General features: G+C 58.7%; 16 protein-coding genes. 7 read left to right on the plus strand and 9 right to left on the minus strand.

Features of this window, described 5'->3' with window-relative positions; translation table 11 throughout:
• Positions 1–45: 45 nt before the first annotated feature.
• The 3 genes from ACR0AH_RS14570 to cobU are packed head-to-tail and all read right to left on the minus strand — an operon-like array spanning position 46 to position 2,085.
• Positions 46–930 (minus strand): glutathione S-transferase N-terminal domain-containing protein, encoded by an 885-nt coding sequence (locus ACR0AH_RS14570; protein ID WP_480592480.1) that lies wholly within the window; start codon positions 928–930, stop codon positions 46–48.
• Positions 931–988: 58 nt separating this feature from the next.
• Positions 989–1,567: a histidine phosphatase family protein gene (locus ACR0AH_RS14575; protein ID WP_480592482.1), complete on the minus strand. Its 579-nt coding sequence runs from the start codon at positions 1,565–1,567 to the stop codon at positions 989–991.
• The gene (cobU, locus tag ACR0AH_RS14580) at positions 1,564–2,085 is read right to left on the minus strand and encodes a bifunctional adenosylcobinamide kinase/adenosylcobinamide-phosphate guanylyltransferase (RefSeq protein ID WP_170514161.1); all 522 of its coding nucleotides are present in this window, start codon (positions 2,083–2,085) and stop codon (positions 1,564–1,566) included. Before cobU ends, ACR0AH_RS14575 begins: the two co-directional genes overlap by 4 nt.
• A 103-nt stretch (positions 2,086–2,188) precedes the next feature.
• On the opposite strand from cobU, the gene ACR0AH_RS14585 reads away from it, so the two are divergent.
• From ACR0AH_RS14585 to ACR0AH_RS14610, 6 genes are all read left to right on the plus strand, one after another.
• A complete protein-coding gene (locus tag ACR0AH_RS14585; protein WP_170566354.1) occupies positions 2,189–3,067 on the plus strand; it encodes an RNA polymerase factor sigma-32 in 879 nt (292 codons plus the stop codon).
• A complete protein-coding gene (locus ACR0AH_RS14590) occupies positions 3,064–3,885 on the plus strand; it encodes a ChaN family lipoprotein (RefSeq protein WP_170395880.1) in 822 nt (273 codons plus the stop codon). The genes ACR0AH_RS14585 and ACR0AH_RS14590 overlap by 4 nt, the downstream gene beginning before the upstream one ends.
• 63 nt (positions 3,886–3,948) lie before the next feature.
• A complete protein-coding gene (gene coaBC, locus ACR0AH_RS14595; protein WP_480592484.1) occupies positions 3,949–5,145 on the plus strand; it encodes a bifunctional phosphopantothenoylcysteine decarboxylase/phosphopantothenate--cysteine ligase CoaBC in 1,197 nt (398 codons plus the stop codon).
• A gap of 26 nt (positions 5,146–5,171) precedes the next feature.
• The gene (dut, locus tag ACR0AH_RS14600; RefSeq protein WP_480592485.1) at positions 5,172–5,627 is read left to right on the plus strand and encodes a dUTP diphosphatase; all 456 of its coding nucleotides are present in this window, start codon (positions 5,172–5,174) and stop codon (positions 5,625–5,627) included.
• Entirely contained in the window at positions 5,627–6,685 is a 1,059-nt protein-coding gene (locus tag ACR0AH_RS14605) for a HesA/MoeB/ThiF family protein (protein WP_480592487.1), read from the plus strand. Before dut ends, ACR0AH_RS14605 begins: the two co-directional genes overlap by 1 nt.
• 52 nt (positions 6,686–6,737) lie before the next feature.
• Positions 6,738–8,753, plus strand: a complete 2,016-nt coding sequence (locus tag ACR0AH_RS14610; protein ID WP_480592489.1) for a M3 family metallopeptidase — start codon at positions 6,738–6,740, stop codon at positions 8,751–8,753.
• Here ACR0AH_RS14610 and ACR0AH_RS14615 read toward each other — a convergent pair.
• From ACR0AH_RS14615 to ACR0AH_RS14640, 6 genes are read right to left on the minus strand one after another with little or no spacing between them, the layout of a single operon-like run.
• Positions 8,750–9,682: a 2-hydroxyacid dehydrogenase gene (locus ACR0AH_RS14615; protein WP_480592491.1), complete on the minus strand. Its 933-nt coding sequence runs from the start codon at positions 9,680–9,682 to the stop codon at positions 8,750–8,752. The two genes, ACR0AH_RS14610 and ACR0AH_RS14615, sit on opposite strands and share 4 nt — an antisense overlap.
• A 10-nt stretch (positions 9,683–9,692) precedes the next feature.
• Entirely contained in the window at positions 9,693–10,832 is a 1,140-nt protein-coding gene (rodA, locus tag ACR0AH_RS14620; RefSeq protein ID WP_170395892.1) for a rod shape-determining protein RodA, read from the minus strand.
• The gene (mrdA, locus tag ACR0AH_RS14625) at positions 10,829–12,778 is read right to left on the minus strand and encodes a penicillin-binding protein 2 (RefSeq protein ID WP_170733605.1); all 1,950 of its coding nucleotides are present in this window, start codon (positions 12,776–12,778) and stop codon (positions 10,829–10,831) included. Before mrdA ends, rodA begins: the two co-directional genes overlap by 4 nt.
• Positions 12,775–13,311: a rod shape-determining protein MreD gene (locus ACR0AH_RS14630; RefSeq protein ID WP_170423786.1), complete on the minus strand. Its 537-nt coding sequence runs from the start codon at positions 13,309–13,311 to the stop codon at positions 12,775–12,777. The genes mrdA and ACR0AH_RS14630 overlap by 4 nt, the downstream gene beginning before the upstream one ends.
• A complete protein-coding gene (gene mreC, locus ACR0AH_RS14635) occupies positions 13,304–14,206 on the minus strand; it encodes a rod shape-determining protein MreC (protein WP_170408296.1) in 903 nt (300 codons plus the stop codon). Before mreC ends, ACR0AH_RS14630 begins: the two co-directional genes overlap by 8 nt.
• A gap of 56 nt (positions 14,207–14,262) precedes the next feature.
• A complete protein-coding gene (locus tag ACR0AH_RS14640; RefSeq protein ID WP_039523195.1) occupies positions 14,263–15,309 on the minus strand; it encodes a rod shape-determining protein in 1,047 nt (348 codons plus the stop codon).
• Positions 15,310–15,463: 154 nt separating this feature from the next.
• On the opposite strand from ACR0AH_RS14640, the gene ACR0AH_RS14645 reads away from it, so the two are divergent.
• On the plus strand, positions 15,464–16,249 hold the full coding sequence (locus ACR0AH_RS14645; protein ID WP_480592494.1) for a 23S rRNA (adenine(2030)-N(6))-methyltransferase RlmJ: 786 nt from the start codon (positions 15,464–15,466) through the stop codon (positions 16,247–16,249).
• Positions 16,250–16,344: the final 95 nt, after the last annotated feature.

A 16,344-nucleotide genomic window follows, 5' to 3' on the forward strand; every position in this document is an offset into this window, starting at 1 on the left:
CAATCCTGTTCTTGGTTAACAGGACGTTGCTGCCATGGCTGCAGTTTAAGAATCGTTAACGTCAGCAACCATCGCCGTAAATTTCGGCCACGCCTCAGGGTCGGCAATGGTCTTGTCTCGGCAAAACGGATTACAAAAGCCCCAAATCTTGCCATCGAGTTCCAGATATTCTTGTACAGGCTTGCCGGAATAGGGGCAGGCTGTGTTGACCGAGGGGCCTGTGCTGACTGCCAATGCCTCTGAATCCCCACCAATTGGCCAGCTGTGTGCGGGAAGGTCTTGCGGGTACGGGAAGGGCTCATACGCGATCGTCATGCCCATGGCGCGCCATTGTCGAACTGCGATATCCGAGAGCAGGTGCATGCAGTATGCGCGATTGTCTTCGGAGACGGGCAGTCCGTAGCCAATAATTCGCGCAGCGACCGGCGTGTAGAAAACATCAGCCAGAGAATAGGCACCAAACAGCGAGCCCGACGCGGCGCCAGAGACCTTCCGTGCATGGGCCCAGAGGGTTTCAATCCGCTGCAAATCAGTTATCGTTTCAGGTGAAGGTTTGAACCCTTCCCAGCAATGTTTCAACTGCATGGGGCATTGCCCCCGCAGCGCTGTGAAACCGGCAACCATTTCAGCACAAAGCCACCGGGCTGTGGCGCGGGCGGAGGGGTCTGACGGCCAAAGCCCTGCTTCGGGATGGCGTTCTGCCAATGTCTCTGCCATCGCGAGGCTTTCGCCGACCACGGTTCCGTCTGGAAGACGCAGCGCAGGAACAAGGCGCGCCGGGGCCAGTGGTTCTATATCCGCCGCCATGGTGCCGGAATAAAGGCCAATCATGTGGGTGCGGTATGGCAGGCCGAATTTCTCAAGCATCAGCCATCCGCGCATGGACCAGCTGGAAAATAACCGGTCACCGATAAAGAGCTCATATGTCATGCGGCAACGATGTCGGACAGAGACGCGTCGGTAAATCAGAGATTTGTGCGCACCCTTATCACGGTCGGTGATTAATCCGACCTACAGTCCAACCATCGTTATGGCGCGTGATCTCGGTGACGGACAGGTTATCGATGCGGTGACCAAACGCGTGTTGGGCGTCCACGTCCAGAGCGCGTTGGACCTGAGTCAGGATCACTCCGAAATGGGCGACCAGGACTAGGTCACATCCGGTATGGGCCGCGATCAGGGTGTCGACGACCCTATCGACACGCGCGCGGACCTCATTCCAGCTTTCCCCGTTTGGAGGCCTGACCTCGCCCGGATTATCCCAGTAGGCAAAGCAAAGCTCGGGGTCTTCCGCCTCGATCTCGGCGAAGGGGCGCATCTCCCAGTTGCCGAAATTGATTTCGCGCAGATCGCGGTTGTGCGGAAGGCGGAGGCGCGTGCCTTGAATGGCGCTGGCCGTATCGCTGGCGCGTGACAAGTCTGATGAGATTACGACGGCATTGGAAGGCAGATGCGCATCAAGCCGTGCAATCGCGGCCTCATCACTCAAGTCGGCAGGAAGGTCGGACCAGCCTACCATAGTTTTAGCATGGGTGGGGCCGTGCCGTACCAAATGCAGGCGCGTCATAGGGGTTGCCCTTTGAGAACCAGCGGCAGCCCGGCCGTAACCTGCACCACCCGATCTGCCTGCGCAGCCAGAGCGATGTTCAGCCGTCCCTGCGCCTCGCGGAATCGACGGGACAAGGCGTTGTCGGGGACGATCCCGTGGCCGACTTCGTTTGATACCACGACGATCTGGGCGGCACAGGTCTTCATCGCCTCAAGCAGTCCGGCCTGTGCTTCCTCTAGGTTATTCTCTGCCAGCAGGTGATTTGTCAGCCACATGGTTGCACAATCGATCAGGCAAATCTGATCATTTGTCAGCTTGGCGAGTTCCGGCAATAGATCAAATGGCGCTTCGATCGTCGTCCACCCGCTGCCGCGTTGTGCAATATGTTGCCTGATTTTTAGGCGCATCTCGTCATCAAACACTTGTGATGTCGCAAGGTAAACGCGACTTTTCCCAGTTGAAACAGCAAGTTGCTCCGCAAAAGCAGATTTTCCGGATGCAGCGCCGCCTAAGATAAAGGTTAAATCGGCATGCACTTTTATTACCTTTCTGGTGATCCACCCGGTTTTGTCCTGCGTATCGACCACAAGTCGGCAAGGCAAGCCCGGCCCATCGCCCGTGATAAAAGGGGAGAATTGCATGGCACTCGACAACGCACATGATTTTTCGATGTCCCGTAAGGCAATGAAGGCCGAGTTGCTGGATGCCGAGACAGAACTGAAACTGGCCTATGCCTGGCGCGATGAACGCGATGAGCAGGCGCTGCATCGCCTCATTACGGCTTATATGCGGCTGGCGATATCAATGGCGGCGAAATTCAAACGCTACGGCGCGCCGATGAATGATCTGATTCAGGAGGCGGGACTGGGCTTGATGAAAGCCGCCGACAAGTTCGATCCGGATCGGGGTGTGCGGTTTTCAACGTATGCAGTGTGGTGGATCAAGGCCAGCATTCAGGATTATGTGATGCGCAATTGGTCGATGGTGCGCACTGGTTCGACCTCCTCCCAGAAATCGCTTTTTTTCAATATGCGTCGGGTACAGGCGCGTCTGGAGCGCGAAGCCGCAACTGAGGGGCTGGAGCTGGATCGCCATCAGTTGCATCAGAAGATTGCCGCCGAAATCGGAGTCCCGCTGCGTGATGTCGAGATGATGGAAGGCCGTCTGGCAGGGTCCGATTTCTCGCTGAATGCGGTGCAGTCTGCAGATGAGGACGGGCGCGAGTGGATTGATGCGCTGGAAGATGACAGCGAACAAGCCGCCGAGGTAGTAGAGAACAGCCACGACAACCAGCAACTGCGCGAATGGCTGGTGGCGGCGATGCAAGCTTTGAACGATCGCGAGCGGTTTATCGTTCGCGAAAGAAAACTGCGTGAGCCTGCCCGGACGCTGGAAAGTCTTGGGAAAGAGCTTGGCCTGTCGAAAGAGCGTGTGCGCCAGCTCGAGGCGGCAGCGTTCACAAAGATGCGCAAGAACCTTGAAGCGCAATCGCGCGAGGTGCAACACTTCTTCGCATGAAACCTCTTGCGATTCTTACAGCTTTTGTGTTGCTCGCCACTTTGCCTCAAACGGTTCGAGCTGCTGAATTTATCCCTCAGGACGTGTTGGCCGACATGCGGGCCGCGGATGTCGTCATTCTGGGCGAGATACATGACAACCCTCAGCATCATCTGGTCCAAGCCGAAGCAGTTGAAGCAATCACGCCCACGGCGGTTGTCTGGGAGATGGTGACCGAAGAAGGTGCTCAGCGGTTGGCTCAAAAAGCGGCAACCAATCCCGAGGAGCTGTCCCGAATTCTGCGCTGGGCAGAATCCGGCTGGCCGCCTCTCAGAATGTACTACCCCATTTTTCAGGCCGCGGATGTGCCGGTGTATGGCGCGATGGTTCCGCGTGAGGCGGCCCGCGCTGCTATGGAACGCGGGGCGGCCACAGCGTTGGGGGCTGATGCGGCCAGATATGGATTGACGGTACCCCTGTCGGATGAAGATCAAGCCGCACGCGAGGCTGATCAACTGGCGGCACATTGCGACGCATTGCCCGCTGAAGTTCTACCGCAGATGGTAGCCATTCAACGTCTGAGGGACGCTGTGTTGACCCGAGCCATTCTGCGCGCCACCGACGAAACTGGTGGGCCTGTCGCGGTCATCACTGGCAATGGCCATGCCCGTAAGGATCGCGGAATTCCGACTTTTCTGTCGCGACTGCGCCCCGGTTTGAAGGTCTTTGTACTTGGACAATCCGAAGATGGGGTCGTGAGCGGGGATTTTGATGCTGTTATCGATAGCCCCACAGTCGAGCGAGAAGACCCCTGCAAAGCCTTTGAGGTGCAGAATTAACTGCTGGAACTGCCCGCCAGCGTTGCCTAATGTCAGGGCCGACCGGGACGGGAAGGGCGAGCCATGCTGTCATCGAAACGTATTTTGCTGATTATCGGCGGTGGGATTGCGGCCTACAAGTCGCTGGACCTGATCCGGCGGTTGCGGGAACGTGGTGCGGCGGTCACGCCGGTTTTGACGCGTGCTGCCGAAGAATTCGTAACTCCGTTATCCGTGTCTGCCCTGGCCGGTGAAAAGGTCTATCGAGATCTCTTTGATCTGACCGATGAAGCGGAGATGGGTCATATTCAGCTTTCCCGTTCGGCTGATCTGATCGTGGTTGCTCCGGCAACGGCCGATCTGATGGGTAAGATGGCAGGCGGGTTAGCTAATGATCTGGCCTCGACCCTTTTGATGGCGACCGATACGCCGGTTCTGTGTGCGCCTGCGATGAATGTCCGCATGTGGGAGCATCCCGCAACCCGGCGTAACCATGCGCAACTGGAAGCAGACGGCGTGCGTTTTGTCGGCCCGAACGAAGGCGATATGGCTTGCGGTGAATACGGTCCGGGCCGCATGTCGGAGCCACTTGAAATTGTCGCGGCGATCGAGGCGCAGTTCGGGGATGGGCCTTTGGCTGGCAAACGTATTCTGGTGACATCGGGTCCGACACATGAACCAATTGATCCGGTACGATACATCGCCAACCGATCGTCGGGCGCTCAGGGAACAGCTGTTGCACGCGCGCTATCTGCGCTGGGGGCCGATGTTACATTTGTTACGGGTCCGGCTGACGTGCCTCCGCCAGACGGCGTAAAGGTCGTGCGTGTAGAGACCGCGCTGCAAATGTCGGATGCGGTCGACGCGGCGCTTCCGGTGGATGCGGGGGTATTTGCAGCTGCAGTGGCCGATTGGCGGGTATCCAGTGCCTCGAACCAGAAGCTGAAGAAAAGCCGCGACGGGGTGCCCGCGCTAGAGTTTGCCGAGAATCCCGACATTTTGAAGCGCATCGCGCGAATGGGAAGTGGCAGGCCCGATTTGGTGGTGGGTTTTGCCGCCGAAACAGACAACGTGATCGAACATGCTACGGCCAAACGTGCCCGCAAGGGATGTGACTGGATCGTTGCGAATGATGTCAGCCCCGCGACAGGTATCATGGGCGGTTCTGAGAATGCGGTGATCCTGATCTCAGAGCAAGGTGCCGAAGAGTGGCCGCGTATGGGCAAGGATGATGTGGCAAAGCGGTTAGCAGCCAAGATCGCCGGCGCGTTGACCAGATAGCAGCCATAAAGACAAGAGGTACAGGTATGGTGGCAATTCGCGTGATCCGAGAGGAGGGGGCTGACCCGTTGGTGCCCTTGCCTTCATACGAAACCGCGGGTGCTGCCGGGGCGGATGTGCGCGCCAATCTGCCGGATGGTACGTCTATTATTCTGGAACCGGGCCGTCGTGCGCTGATACCGACAGGCCTTAGGATCGAAATTCCGCAGGGGTTCGAGGTTCAGGTGCGTCCACGATCGGGCCTTGCCTTGAAACACGGGATCACCTTGCCCAACACTCCGGGTACAATCGACAGCGACTATCGCGGGCCATTGGGCGTGATCGTGATGAACGCGGGTCAGGACCCCTTCGAGATTGCGCATGGCGAACGTATCGCGCAACTGATCGTTGCACCGGTGGTGCAGGCCATGTTCCAGGACGTTGAGGCTCTGACCAAGACTGATCGCGGCGCGGGCGGGTTCGGTTCAACCGGGCGGGGCTGATGCTGCTGGTTCTGATCCTTGCTGCCGGGCTTTGGGGTGTCGGCTATATCGCCGGGGTGTCGCGCAGCGCGCGGCTGGTTTCTGTTGGCGCGCTCTTGACAGGCGTGATTATTGCTCAACTTCTGCTGCCTGAGGGAAACCCGTTGCGTCAGGCGACCGGTGGGTCGGCAGCGATGTGGCTGATCCTCGCTGGAGCGGCTGTGCTGGTGCTGCTTTATGGGCGGGGTTTGAAGGCGTTGCGAAATCGCGCCGCGTCCGGCCAGACGTCGGAGCCCGCCAAGCCATCCGAACAGTTCAGCGAGACCGAGCTTGAACGCTATGCCCGCCACATCGTTCTGCGTGAACTGGGCGGTCCCGGCCAAAAGCGAATGAAACAGGCGCGAGTGCTGGTAATCGGTGCGGGGGGGCTCGGCGCGCCCGCCCTGCAATATTTGGCTGCCGCCGGAGTGGGAACAATCGGCGTGATCGACGATGACGTGGTCGAGAACGCCAACCTACAGCGGCAGGTGATCCACCGCGACGCAGATATCGGCATGCCCAAAGTGTTCTCGGCCCAGCAGGCGATGGTGGCGCAGAATCCCAACGTGGTCGTCTTGCCGTACCACCGTCGCCTGACCGAAGAGATTGCAGCAGATCTGTTTGCTGATTTTGATCTGATCCTCGACGGCACTGACAATTTCGACACCCGCTACCTTGCAAACCGTACGGCGGTTGCACTGGGAAAACCCCTGATATCTGGCGCGCTGTCGCAGTGGGAAGGGCAGCTCAGCGTCTTTGACCCTGCCACCACCGGCCCATGTTATCAGTGCATTTTCCCCGAAGCACCCGCCCCCGGCCTTGCGCCTTCTTGCGCCGAGGCAGGGGTGATCGGCCCACTGCCCGGCGTGGTTGGTTCGATGATGGCGATTGAGACGATCAAGGTCATCACCAGCGCTGGGCAGGCGTTGCGGGGTGAGATGTTGATCTACGATGCGCTTTACGGCGAAAGCCGCAAGATCACCCTGGCGCGCCGCGCAGATTGCCCGATTTGCGGGTCAGGGGTTCAAAGTTCAGACTAGCTCTGGATCATTGTGTCGGGCGGTCTTAGCTATGAGGTCAAAGGAGACCTCAATGACCAACCCGATCCTTTCTGACTGGAACACGCCTTTCGAAATCGCACCGTTTGACACAATCTCGGATGATGATTTTTCCCCCGCGCTGAAACAGGCGATGCACGCACATGATGCCGAGATTGAGGCGATAGCAGCGAGTCCGGACACGCCCACATTCGCCAATACGATCGAAGCGCTGGAGGCTGCAGGCGAGCAGATGGATAAGGTTCTGTCGGTCTTTTTCACCGTTGCAGGTGCGGACAGCAACCCCAAGCGTGAAGAACTGCAACGCGAATTTTCACCCAAGCTGGCGGCACACTACTCACGCATCTCATCAAACAAAGCACTGTTTAAGCGGGTGGCGGATTTATGGGACCGGCGCGATAATCTGGACCTGACCGATGAACAGGCGCGCTTTTTGATGCTGTCTCATCGCGGGTTCGTGCGGGCGGGGGCGGCGTTGACCGGCGCCGACGATGCGAGAATGCAAGAGATCAAGGCCCGTTTGGCGTCTCTGGGCACGTCCTTCACGCAGAACTTGCTGGCGGATGAACGCGACTGGTTCATGGATTTGACCGAAGAAGACCTGCAAGGCTTGCCGGATTTTGTTATCGATGCAGCGCGCGCAGCGGGTCAGGAAAAGGGGGCGGATGGCCCGGTGGTGACCCTCTCTCGGTCGATTATCGTGCCCTTTCTGCAATTCTCGCCCCGCCGGGATTTGCGTGCAAAGGCTTATCGCGCGTGGATTGCGCGGGGGGCGAATGGAGGTGAGACCGACAACCGCGAGATTGCGGCGGACATCCTGCGCCTGCGCGAAGAACGCGCCAAGCTGCTGGGGTATGCCAGCTTCGCCGCCTACAAGCTTGAGACCGAGATGGCCCGCACACCAGATCGCGTGCGAGAGCTACTGTTGGATGTGTGGGAGCCCGCCAAAACCCGCGCCGACGCAGATGCCGAGGTGCTGACGGCAATGATGCAAGAGGATGGCGTAAATGGCCCGCTGGAGGCGTGGGATTGGCGCTACTATGCCGAGAAACGCCGCAAGGCCGAACATGATCTCGATGAAGCGGCGCTGAAGCCGTACCTGCAACTGGACCGGATGATCGAGGCGTCTTTCGCCTGCGCCACACGGCTGTTCGGGCTGGAGTTCGCGCCGCTTGATGTGCCGCTCTATCATCCCGATTGCCGTGCGTGGGAGGTGACCCGTGACGGGCAGCATATTGCGGTGTTCATCGGTGACTACTTTGCACGCGGATCGAAACGGTCGGGTGCATGGTGCAGCGCAATGCGCGGGCAGGCGAAATACCCGAAAGAACAGGCTCCGGTCGTGATCAACGTCTGTAACTTTGCCAAAGGTGAACCAGCGCTTTTGTCCTATGATGACGCCCGAACGTTGTTTCACGAGTTCGGCCATGCCCTGCACCAGATGCTGTCCAATGTGACCTATGAGAGCATCTCGGGCACCTCGGTGGCGCGTGATTTCGTTGAACTGCCCAGCCAGCTTTACGAACACTGGCTGGAAGTGCCTGATGTACTGGCCGAGTTCGCGACCCACGCCGAAACCGGCGCACCGATGCCGCAAGAGATGTTGCAGAAGGTGCTACAGGCCGCCAATTTCGATCAGGGGTTCCAGACGGTGGAATATGTCGCCTCGGCCCTGGTCGATCTGGCGTTTCATGAGGGGGCTGCCCCCGCTGATCCGATGGAGAAACAGGCCGAGGTGCTGGCCGAAATCGGCATGCCTCGGGCCATTGGATTGCGCCACGCCACCCCGCATTTCGCCCATGTCTTTGCGGGCGACGGTTATAGCTCGGGCTATTACAGTTATATGTGGTCCGAAGTCATGGATGCCGACGCCTTTGCCGCCTTTGAAGAAGCGGGCGGTGCGTTTGATCCCGAACGCGCCAAGGCACTGGAGGAACACATCCTGTCAACTGGCGGATCCCGCGAGGCGGAAGAGCTGTATCTGGCCTTCCGTGGACGTCTGCCTGGCGTCGAAGCCTTGCTGAAAGGCCGCGGGCTGATCGCGGCCTAGTACCCAAGCTTTCGGTCAACGAGGTGGAGAAAGGGTTCACCCGCTTCACCTCGGCGAATGTTCTCGCAGATCACCTGAGCTGCGGTAACAGGTCTGGTTTCCGAGGCTATATGTGGCGTCACCGTCACATTGGGATGTGCCCAATAGGGATGCTCGGTCGGCAGGGGTTCGGTGCGGAAGACATCCAGCGTGGCGTGCCCGACCTGCCCTGAATTCAGCGCGGCCAGCAGGGCCTCATCATCGATAAGCGGCCCGCGACCCGGATTGATGATCTTGGCCCCTTTCGGCAACAGCGCCAGTGTTTCGGCGTTGAGCGTGTTTTCGGTCGCCGGAGTATCTGGCAGCAGCAAAACCACTATCTCGGCCTGGGACAGTGCATCGCGCAGCCCGTCCTTACCATGCAGGCAGGTCACGCCGGGAATAGTCTTGGCGGTACGGCTCCAACCGATGACATGGAAATTCAACGCTGCCAACGCGTGGGCCGATGCCTCACCCAATGCGCCCAAACCCAAGATGCAGACGGTGCGTTGCTGGGCCAGTGGTGGCGCATCAGGTGTCCAGACCCCATCCTGTAACGTAATGTGTTGGTCCATCCCAAGGTGATAGCGCAGCACATGGCCCACCACCCATTCCGTCATGCCTTGCGTTAACCCCCCGTCAACCATACGCGCCAGCGGAACGGTCAAGGTTTCATTACCCGAGATTTTCTCAACCCCCGCCCAGAGGCTCAGCACCGCCTTGAGCCGTGTGAAGGGGGAGAAATCCTGCACCCCTCCGTTCGGGGCGTAAACGATGTAGTCGACCTGACCGGCAGGGATGTCCGTGGCCAGATGAAAATCTAGCCCTGCGTCCGACAAGTATTGATGCATCAGAGCTTCATACTCGGGCCACAACTCAGGGCGCGCGGAAAACAGGACATTCACGGGCATGGGAAACCTTTCAGCGGGGACGATGTATATGGGCGCTTTGAACGATGCCAAAGGCGGCCATCAGGACCAGCATGGCCGAGCCGCCATAACTGACCATCGGCAGCGGTACTCCGACCACTGGGGCCAGCCCCATCACCATCGACATATTGACGGCAAAGAACAGGAAGAAATTCAGCGCGATCCCAAGTGTCACCAGAGACGAGAAACGATCCTTGGTCGACAGCGCCGTGACCATGCAGAAGATCAGGATCAGACCGTAAAGGATCAACAGTGTGATGCCGCCGACAAAGCCGAACTCTTCGGCCAAGGTGGTGAAGATGAAATCGGTGTGTTTTTCGGGCAGGAAGTTAAGACGTGATTGCGTTCCCTGCATGAAACCGCGCCCATTCCAGCCCCCCGAACCCAGAGCGATCTTCGATTGCGTGATGTGATATCCCGCTCCCAACGGATCGGTTGAAGGATCCAGAAACGTATCGATGCGTCGGAACTGGTAATCTTTGAGCAACTGCCATTCAGTCCCTCGGCTGTTGAACACTGCAGCAATCAGGCCAACCCCCGCTGCAATCACGGCAGCGAAATAGGCCCAATGCACCCCGGCAAGGAACATCAGACCACCACCAGCAGCCAATAACAGGATCGATGTGCCTAGGTCGGGCTGGCGCAGCACCATGAATGTAGGGATCAGGATCAGAATGACCGGGATAATCACCCAGAGCGGGCGCGAGGTTTTGTGCGCCGGCAGCCAGTCGTAATAGGCGGCCAGCACCATCACCAACGCCACTTTCATTACTTCTGAGGGTTGCAGCCGCATGAAGCCCAGATCAATCCAGCGCTGCGCCCCCATGCCGATCGTTCCAAACAGTTCGACCACGATCAGTAGACCGATCGCGCCCAGATAGGCCACAACCGACATGTTCCGCCAGAACCAGATAGGCACAAGCGCGATGATAAACATGGCTGCCAAGCCCAGACCGAACCGTTCCATTTGCGGTTCCGCCCACGGCATCCAGGATCCACCCGCGACCGAGTAGAGCATCAGGAACCCCGCGCTTGCCACGCTGATCAGCAACAGGGTGAGCGGCCAGTTCATATAAAGGAACTTGCGAAACCCTGACGGCGTGGATTTGACGGCATATTCAAGATAGCTCATGCGCGGTCCTTCTCGTCAGGACGCGCTTTGGGGCGACGGTCACCCTCCAGCCGTTTCTGTTGTTCTTTGATGCGCTCTCGGTCTCCGGCCGGATACGCCTCGAGCGGTGGCGTGCCATCGTAGAGTGCCTGCAGCATGATATCGCGCGCCACTGGGGCCGCGGCTTTGGAGCCGCCGCCGCCGTGTTCCACCACCACAGCCACAGCGTATTTCGGATTGTCATAGGGGGCGAAGCTGACGAACAGGGCGTGGTCTCGACGCTCCCATGGCAGGTCTTCGTTTCGGATCACACCTGCGGCGCGTTCTGCCTTGGTAATATTGCGCACCTGACTGGTGCCGGTTTTGCCTGCCATGCGGAACTCATCGGCGATGATGCGACTGCGATACGCGGTGCCACGCCTGTTATTCGAGACTGTGAACATGGCTTTGCGCACTTGCTCAAGGTTGTTGCGGTTCACCTGCAGCGGTTCACCCGCGCCCGAGGGTTGCTCAACCCCATTGATTGATCGAACAAGGCGTGGTTGCACGGCGCGACCTGTCGCCAAACGCGCGGTCATCACGGCCAATTGAAGCGGTGAGGCAAGCATGAACCCCTGACCGATCGACGCGTTTGCGGTGTCGCCTACCAGCCAGTCCTGTCCGTGAACCCGCTGCTTCCATTCCTGATTGGGGGCAAGCCCGGCAGCAACGGCAGACATCGGAATGTCATGTTTGATACCCAGTCCGAAGGTGCGTGCCATCTCGGAAATCCTGTCGATCCCGACGCGTATTGCCACGTCGTAATAGTAGACGTCGCAACTGCGCTTCAGCGAAGTTTCAAGGTCAACCGTCCCGTGCCCGCCGCGTTTCCAGCAGTGAAAGCGGCGGCTGCCCACTTTCATGTGACCCGGACAGTACACCGTGCTGGAAGGGCTGATCACCCCGGCTTCGAGCGCAGCCATGGCGGTAATCATTTTGAAAGTCGATCCAGGAGGGTAGGTGCCCTGCACCGTCTTATTGGCAAGCGGGCGATACTTGTCCTGCGTTAGCATCTGATAGTCCGCCACCGAGATCCCACGCACGAACAGGTTCGGATCGAAGCTGGGGGCCGAGCTGATGGCGCGAATGTCGCCGGTTTCGCAATCGATCACGACCGCAGCGGCGCTTTCCCCAGCCAATCGCGCCTGCGCGTATTGCTGCAGATTGGCGTCGACTGACAATTGCAAATCTGCCCCGGCTTCACCGACCTGGCGGTCCAGCTCGCGCATCACCCGGCCTGTGGCGTTGACCTCAACCCGCTTGGCGCCCGCCTTACCGCGCAATGTGATCTCTTGCTTGGCTTCCAGCCCGACCTTACCGATCTGAAACCTTGGAATACGTAGTACCGGTTCAGGGTCTTCAATTTGGCTTAGATCGTAATCGCTGACCGGGCCGACATAGCCAACAACGTGGGCAAAATCCTCGTAACGTGGATACTGGCGCGTCATGCCGACCTCGGGCGTGACGCCAGGCAATGCAGGGGCATTGACTGCGACTTTTGAAATATCCTCCCAAGTTACCTGATCAGCCAGTGTGACCGGCAGAAACGGGGCCGATCGACGCATCTCGGTTATGGCACGTTCGATCTCATCCTCGGTCAATGGGATCAGTTCCGAAAGCTTGGCGATAACCTTGTCGATATCGCCTGCATCCTCGCGCACGATGACGATGCGATAGGACTGAGAGTTTAATCCTATGATCTGCCCGTTCCGGTCATATATCCGGCCCCGGGTTGGTGGGATCAGACGGATGTTGATCCGGTTTTCTTCGGCCAGCAGACGGTATTCATCCGCTTGATCCACCTGCATGAACCGCATCCGGGCTGCCAGCCCCCCGATAAAGGCCGCTTGTAGCCCACCGAGGATCAAGGCGCGGCGCGGCAAACGTTTGTAAGCAAGGCCCTTGGGCTTTGGTTTGCGCTGCTTCATGGCCGCACCCGTGGCATCGTGCTGTCGGCAACAGATTTGCGCCTTACGCCAAACACAGTTTGGCTCATCAAAACCATCACAGGATAGATTGCGATTGTCAGAATAACTTGCACCACTACCGGTCCCAGAGTTGCCTGTTGCACCGAGAGGATAGCAAGAATGAGTCGATAGAGCACAAACACAACCGTGATCACTGCCCCGACGGTTGCCCATTCGCCCACAAACCCACTGTCTTTCATGCCAGCTGCAGTGGAATGAAGATAGGCTGCACCCAGAACCACTAACGCAGCAAGCAACCCCGGTGGGCGTTGCAACAGCAAATCGGCCATGAACATGACCATGGCAATGATCAGGATCGGAATATATTCCGGCCGCCGCAAAACCCAAGCGTAAGTAAGAGCGATCAGTATGTCAGGAAAGGGCAGGCGATCAGGTTTTGTATCCAGCGGCAACAGGTGCAGAAACACCACAAATGCCGCCAGAGCGACATAGAGACCGCGCTTGGCCCACAGACCTGAGACCGACCTATCCATCATTGACCTCGGATGGGGTCAAGGATGCTTCGGGTTGACGCGGGCCGACGATATCACCGGATTCCGTGATTGGTGGGGCCGACTGATAGCGTAGTACGCGCAGAAACTCGAGCCGCTCGAAATCTGCTGACAGCCGCACGCGCAACCTGCCACCGGGATCAACCGTGATTTGACCGATCAGCAAGCCACCGGGGAACACGCCACCATCGCCTGATGTAACGACCCGGTCGCCCGGTCGCACGAGTTCCCGGTTTTCCAGAAACTCCACTGCAGGGGCCGAAGTATTGTCACCTGCGATCAGCGCCGTCTGCCCCGAAGGCTGGATCGTCGCCGGGATCGCGCTTGAGGCATCGGTCATCAGGATCACGCGCGCGGTATCCGGGCCAACACCCGATATGCGCCCGACCACTCCGATCCCGTCCATCGTTGCCCAACCATCCACGATCCCGTCACGCTCCCCCACGTTCAGCAGCACAGATTGCCGAAAGGGTGAGCCGCTATCCGCCATCACCACCCCGGTGACATAGGTCAGGCGCGGATCAAGCCGAACATTGTTAAGGTCCAGCAGGCGGGCGTTTTCCTGTTCCAGCTGCAGCGCGGCCTCTTTCCAGGCGCGCATCAGGCGCAGCTCGCTGCGCAATTCCTGGTTCTGCTCGCTGAGCCGCTGATAGCTTTGGAAATCACGAGACAGGTTCACCAGCGCAGTGACCGGAACCATCGCCCACTCCATCGAGGGGACAACCGTATCCACCACCTGCGCGCGGAACCGTTCAACGCGCGGGCTGTCAATGCGCCAGACGAGGAAAATACCAAGCAGGCACAGAACAACGATCCCCAGAAGCAATCGGCGCAGGGGTGTCGTGTATTCATCGCGCTGTGATCGGTCCTTTGCCACAGGTTACCTTCCCGTGCTGCTCGTGCCCGAGTTCTCACCCGATCAGGGTGCGCGCCTTAGCTTTCGTAGTCAATCGCGTGGCGCAGTTGTTTTTCGTATTCGAGTGCTTTGCCCGTGCCCAAAGCCACACAATTCAGGCTTTCATCGGCAATCGACACGGCCAGACCGGTCTGTTCGCGCAGAGCAAGGTCAAGGTCACCTAGCAAAGCTCCGCCTCCGGTCAGCATAACACCCCGGTCCACGATATCGGCAGCCAGATCGGGCGGCGTGGTTTCCAGAGCTGTCATTACCGCCTCGCAAATCTGCTGCACGGGTTCAGACAGCGCTTCGGCCACCTGAGCCTGGCTGATCTCGATTTCCTTGGGCACACCGTTCAGCAGGTCGCGACCCCGGATATGCATCGACTGGCCACGGCCATCGTCCGGCATCCGTGCGGTACCGATGGTGGTCTTGATCCGTTCCGCAGTTGATTCACCCACCAGCAGGTTCTGTTGACGCCGCAGGTACGAGATGATCGCCTCATCCATCCGGTCGCCACCAACGCGGACCGAGCGGGCATAGACGATATCGCCCAGCGACAGAACCGCGACCTCGGTGGTACCGCCGCCGATATCGACAACCATGTTGCCGGTCGGATCGGTTATCGGCATCCCCGCGCCAATCGCAGCCGCAATTGGTTCGGCAATCAGGCCCGCGCGGCGCGCGCCTGCGGACAGAACCGACTGGCGGATTGCGCGTTTTTCAACCGGGGTTGCGCCATGAGGGACGCAAACAATGATCTTGGGTTTCGAGAATGTCGAGCGTTTATGCACCTTGCGGATGAAATGCTTGATCATCTCTTCGGCGGTGTCGAAGTCCGCGATGACACCCTCGCGCATCGGACGGATGGCTTCAATGGAGCCCGGGGTCCGGCCCAACATCAGCTTGGCGTCCTCGCCAACAGCAAGGACTTTCTTGACCCCATCCTTGACGTGGTAGGCAACGACCGAGGGCTCAGACAGGATCACTCCGCGCCCTTTGACATAAACCAGCGTGTTCGCTGTTCCAAGGTCGATAGCCATGTCCGCTGTGAACAGGCCGCCCAGATTGCCAAAGATGCCCATATTTCCCTGATCCCGTTTGTCAGAATTTCCACTGCCCGCGACTCGACGGTTCCGGGACGGATGCCTTATAGGGTGCCAACTCGCCCGGTTAAAGGGCTGATTCCGCGACAGTCAGCACCTTTCCGCCTTATTGATGGGGACTTTAGAAGGCAAGATGCTCTCATATCAACACATTTACCACGCAGGAAATCTGGCTGATGTACAAAAGCACGCTTTATTGGCGTGGACGCTGCGTTATTTGACCCAAAAGGACAAACCCCTCAGCTATATCGAAACGCACTCCGGGCGTGGACTATATCACCTTGACGCGGCTGAGGCGGTTCGAACGGGTGAATCTGTCGCCGGGATCGGGCGCGTCAGGCGCGAAGGTTGGTTTGATTCCGATCATCCAATGGCGCGGGTGCTGGATACCATACAGGCCAGTCACGGCGTGCAAGCGTATCCCGGTTCACCTCTGATTGCGGCCAACCTGCTGCGAAAACAGGATAGCTTGCATTTCGCCGAGCTGCATCCGCAGGAACATACGGCACTTTCACTGGCGCTGTCTCCTTTCGGGGCGAAGGTCTATCGGCAGGATGGGTTTGAGTTGGCCCAATCGTTGCTGCCTCCGACCCCGAGGCGGGGCATGATGCTGATCGATCCCAGTTATGAAGTGAAAGCCGAGTATGACCGTTTGCCTGGGGTGATCGCGAAGCTGCACCGCAAATGGAATGTGGGTGTGATCGCACTTTGGTATCCAATCCTGACGGATGCACGTCACAAGGCTATGATTTCGTCTCTGAAATCCGCTGGATATCCCAAAACGATTTGCCATGAGGTCACGTTCCCTCCGGCGCGGGAAGGTCATCGCATGGTCGGATCAGGTATGTTCATGTTGAATGCACCCTTCGGGATCGAAGACGAAACGCGCCGCTTGTCGGAGCTGTTCGCTCAGCTTTGATAAGCAAGAATTACACAGGGAAAGCTCCCGTCCTGTTTGCCCGCATCAAAGATGCCGTCAAACGCGTTGGGCCCGGCAGCGCGCCAGAGGCGCGC

The organism is Ruegeria sp. AM5 (genome assembly GCF_056540645.1).

Excerpts from the sequence above, each read along its gene's own strand:
- ACR0AH_RS14645 (WP_480592494.1), top strand. The coding sequence starts at position 15,464 with ATGCTCTCATATCAACACATTTACCACGCAGGAAATCTGGCTGATGTA.
- ACR0AH_RS14575 (WP_480592482.1), bottom strand. The coding sequence starts at position 1,567 with ATGACGCGCCTGCATTTGGTACGGCACGGCCCCACCCATGCTAAAACT.
- ACR0AH_RS14590 (WP_170395880.1), top strand. The coding sequence starts at position 3,064 with ATGAAACCTCTTGCGATTCTTACAGCTTTTGTGTTGCTCGCCACTTTG.
- ACR0AH_RS14585 (WP_170566354.1), top strand. The coding sequence starts at position 2,189 with ATGGCACTCGACAACGCACATGATTTTTCGATGTCCCGTAAGGCAATG.
- coaBC (WP_480592484.1), top strand. The coding sequence starts at position 3,949 with ATGCTGTCATCGAAACGTATTTTGCTGATTATCGGCGGTGGGATTGCG.
- dut (WP_480592485.1), top strand. The coding sequence starts at position 5,172 with ATGGTGGCAATTCGCGTGATCCGAGAGGAGGGGGCTGACCCGTTGGTG.
- rodA (WP_170395892.1), bottom strand. The coding sequence starts at position 10,832 with ATGAGCTATCTTGAATATGCCGTCAAATCCACGCCGTCAGGGTTTCGC.
- ACR0AH_RS14615 (WP_480592491.1), bottom strand. The coding sequence starts at position 9,682 with ATGCCCGTGAATGTCCTGTTTTCCGCGCGCCCTGAGTTGTGGCCCGAG.
- ACR0AH_RS14610 (WP_480592489.1), top strand. The coding sequence starts at position 6,738 with ATGACCAACCCGATCCTTTCTGACTGGAACACGCCTTTCGAAATCGCA.
- ACR0AH_RS14605 (WP_480592487.1), top strand. The coding sequence starts at position 5,627 with ATGCTGCTGGTTCTGATCCTTGCTGCCGGGCTTTGGGGTGTCGGCTAT.
- ACR0AH_RS14570 (WP_480592480.1), bottom strand. The coding sequence starts at position 930 with ATGACATATGAGCTCTTTATCGGTGACCGGTTATTTTCCAGCTGGTCC.
- ACR0AH_RS14640 (WP_039523195.1), bottom strand. The coding sequence starts at position 15,309 with ATGGGCATCTTTGGCAATCTGGGCGGCCTGTTCACAGCGGACATGGCT.
- mrdA (WP_170733605.1), bottom strand. The coding sequence starts at position 12,778 with ATGAAGCAGCGCAAACCAAAGCCCAAGGGCCTTGCTTACAAACGTTTG.
- ACR0AH_RS14630 (WP_170423786.1), bottom strand. The coding sequence starts at position 13,311 with ATGGATAGGTCGGTCTCAGGTCTGTGGGCCAAGCGCGGTCTCTATGTC.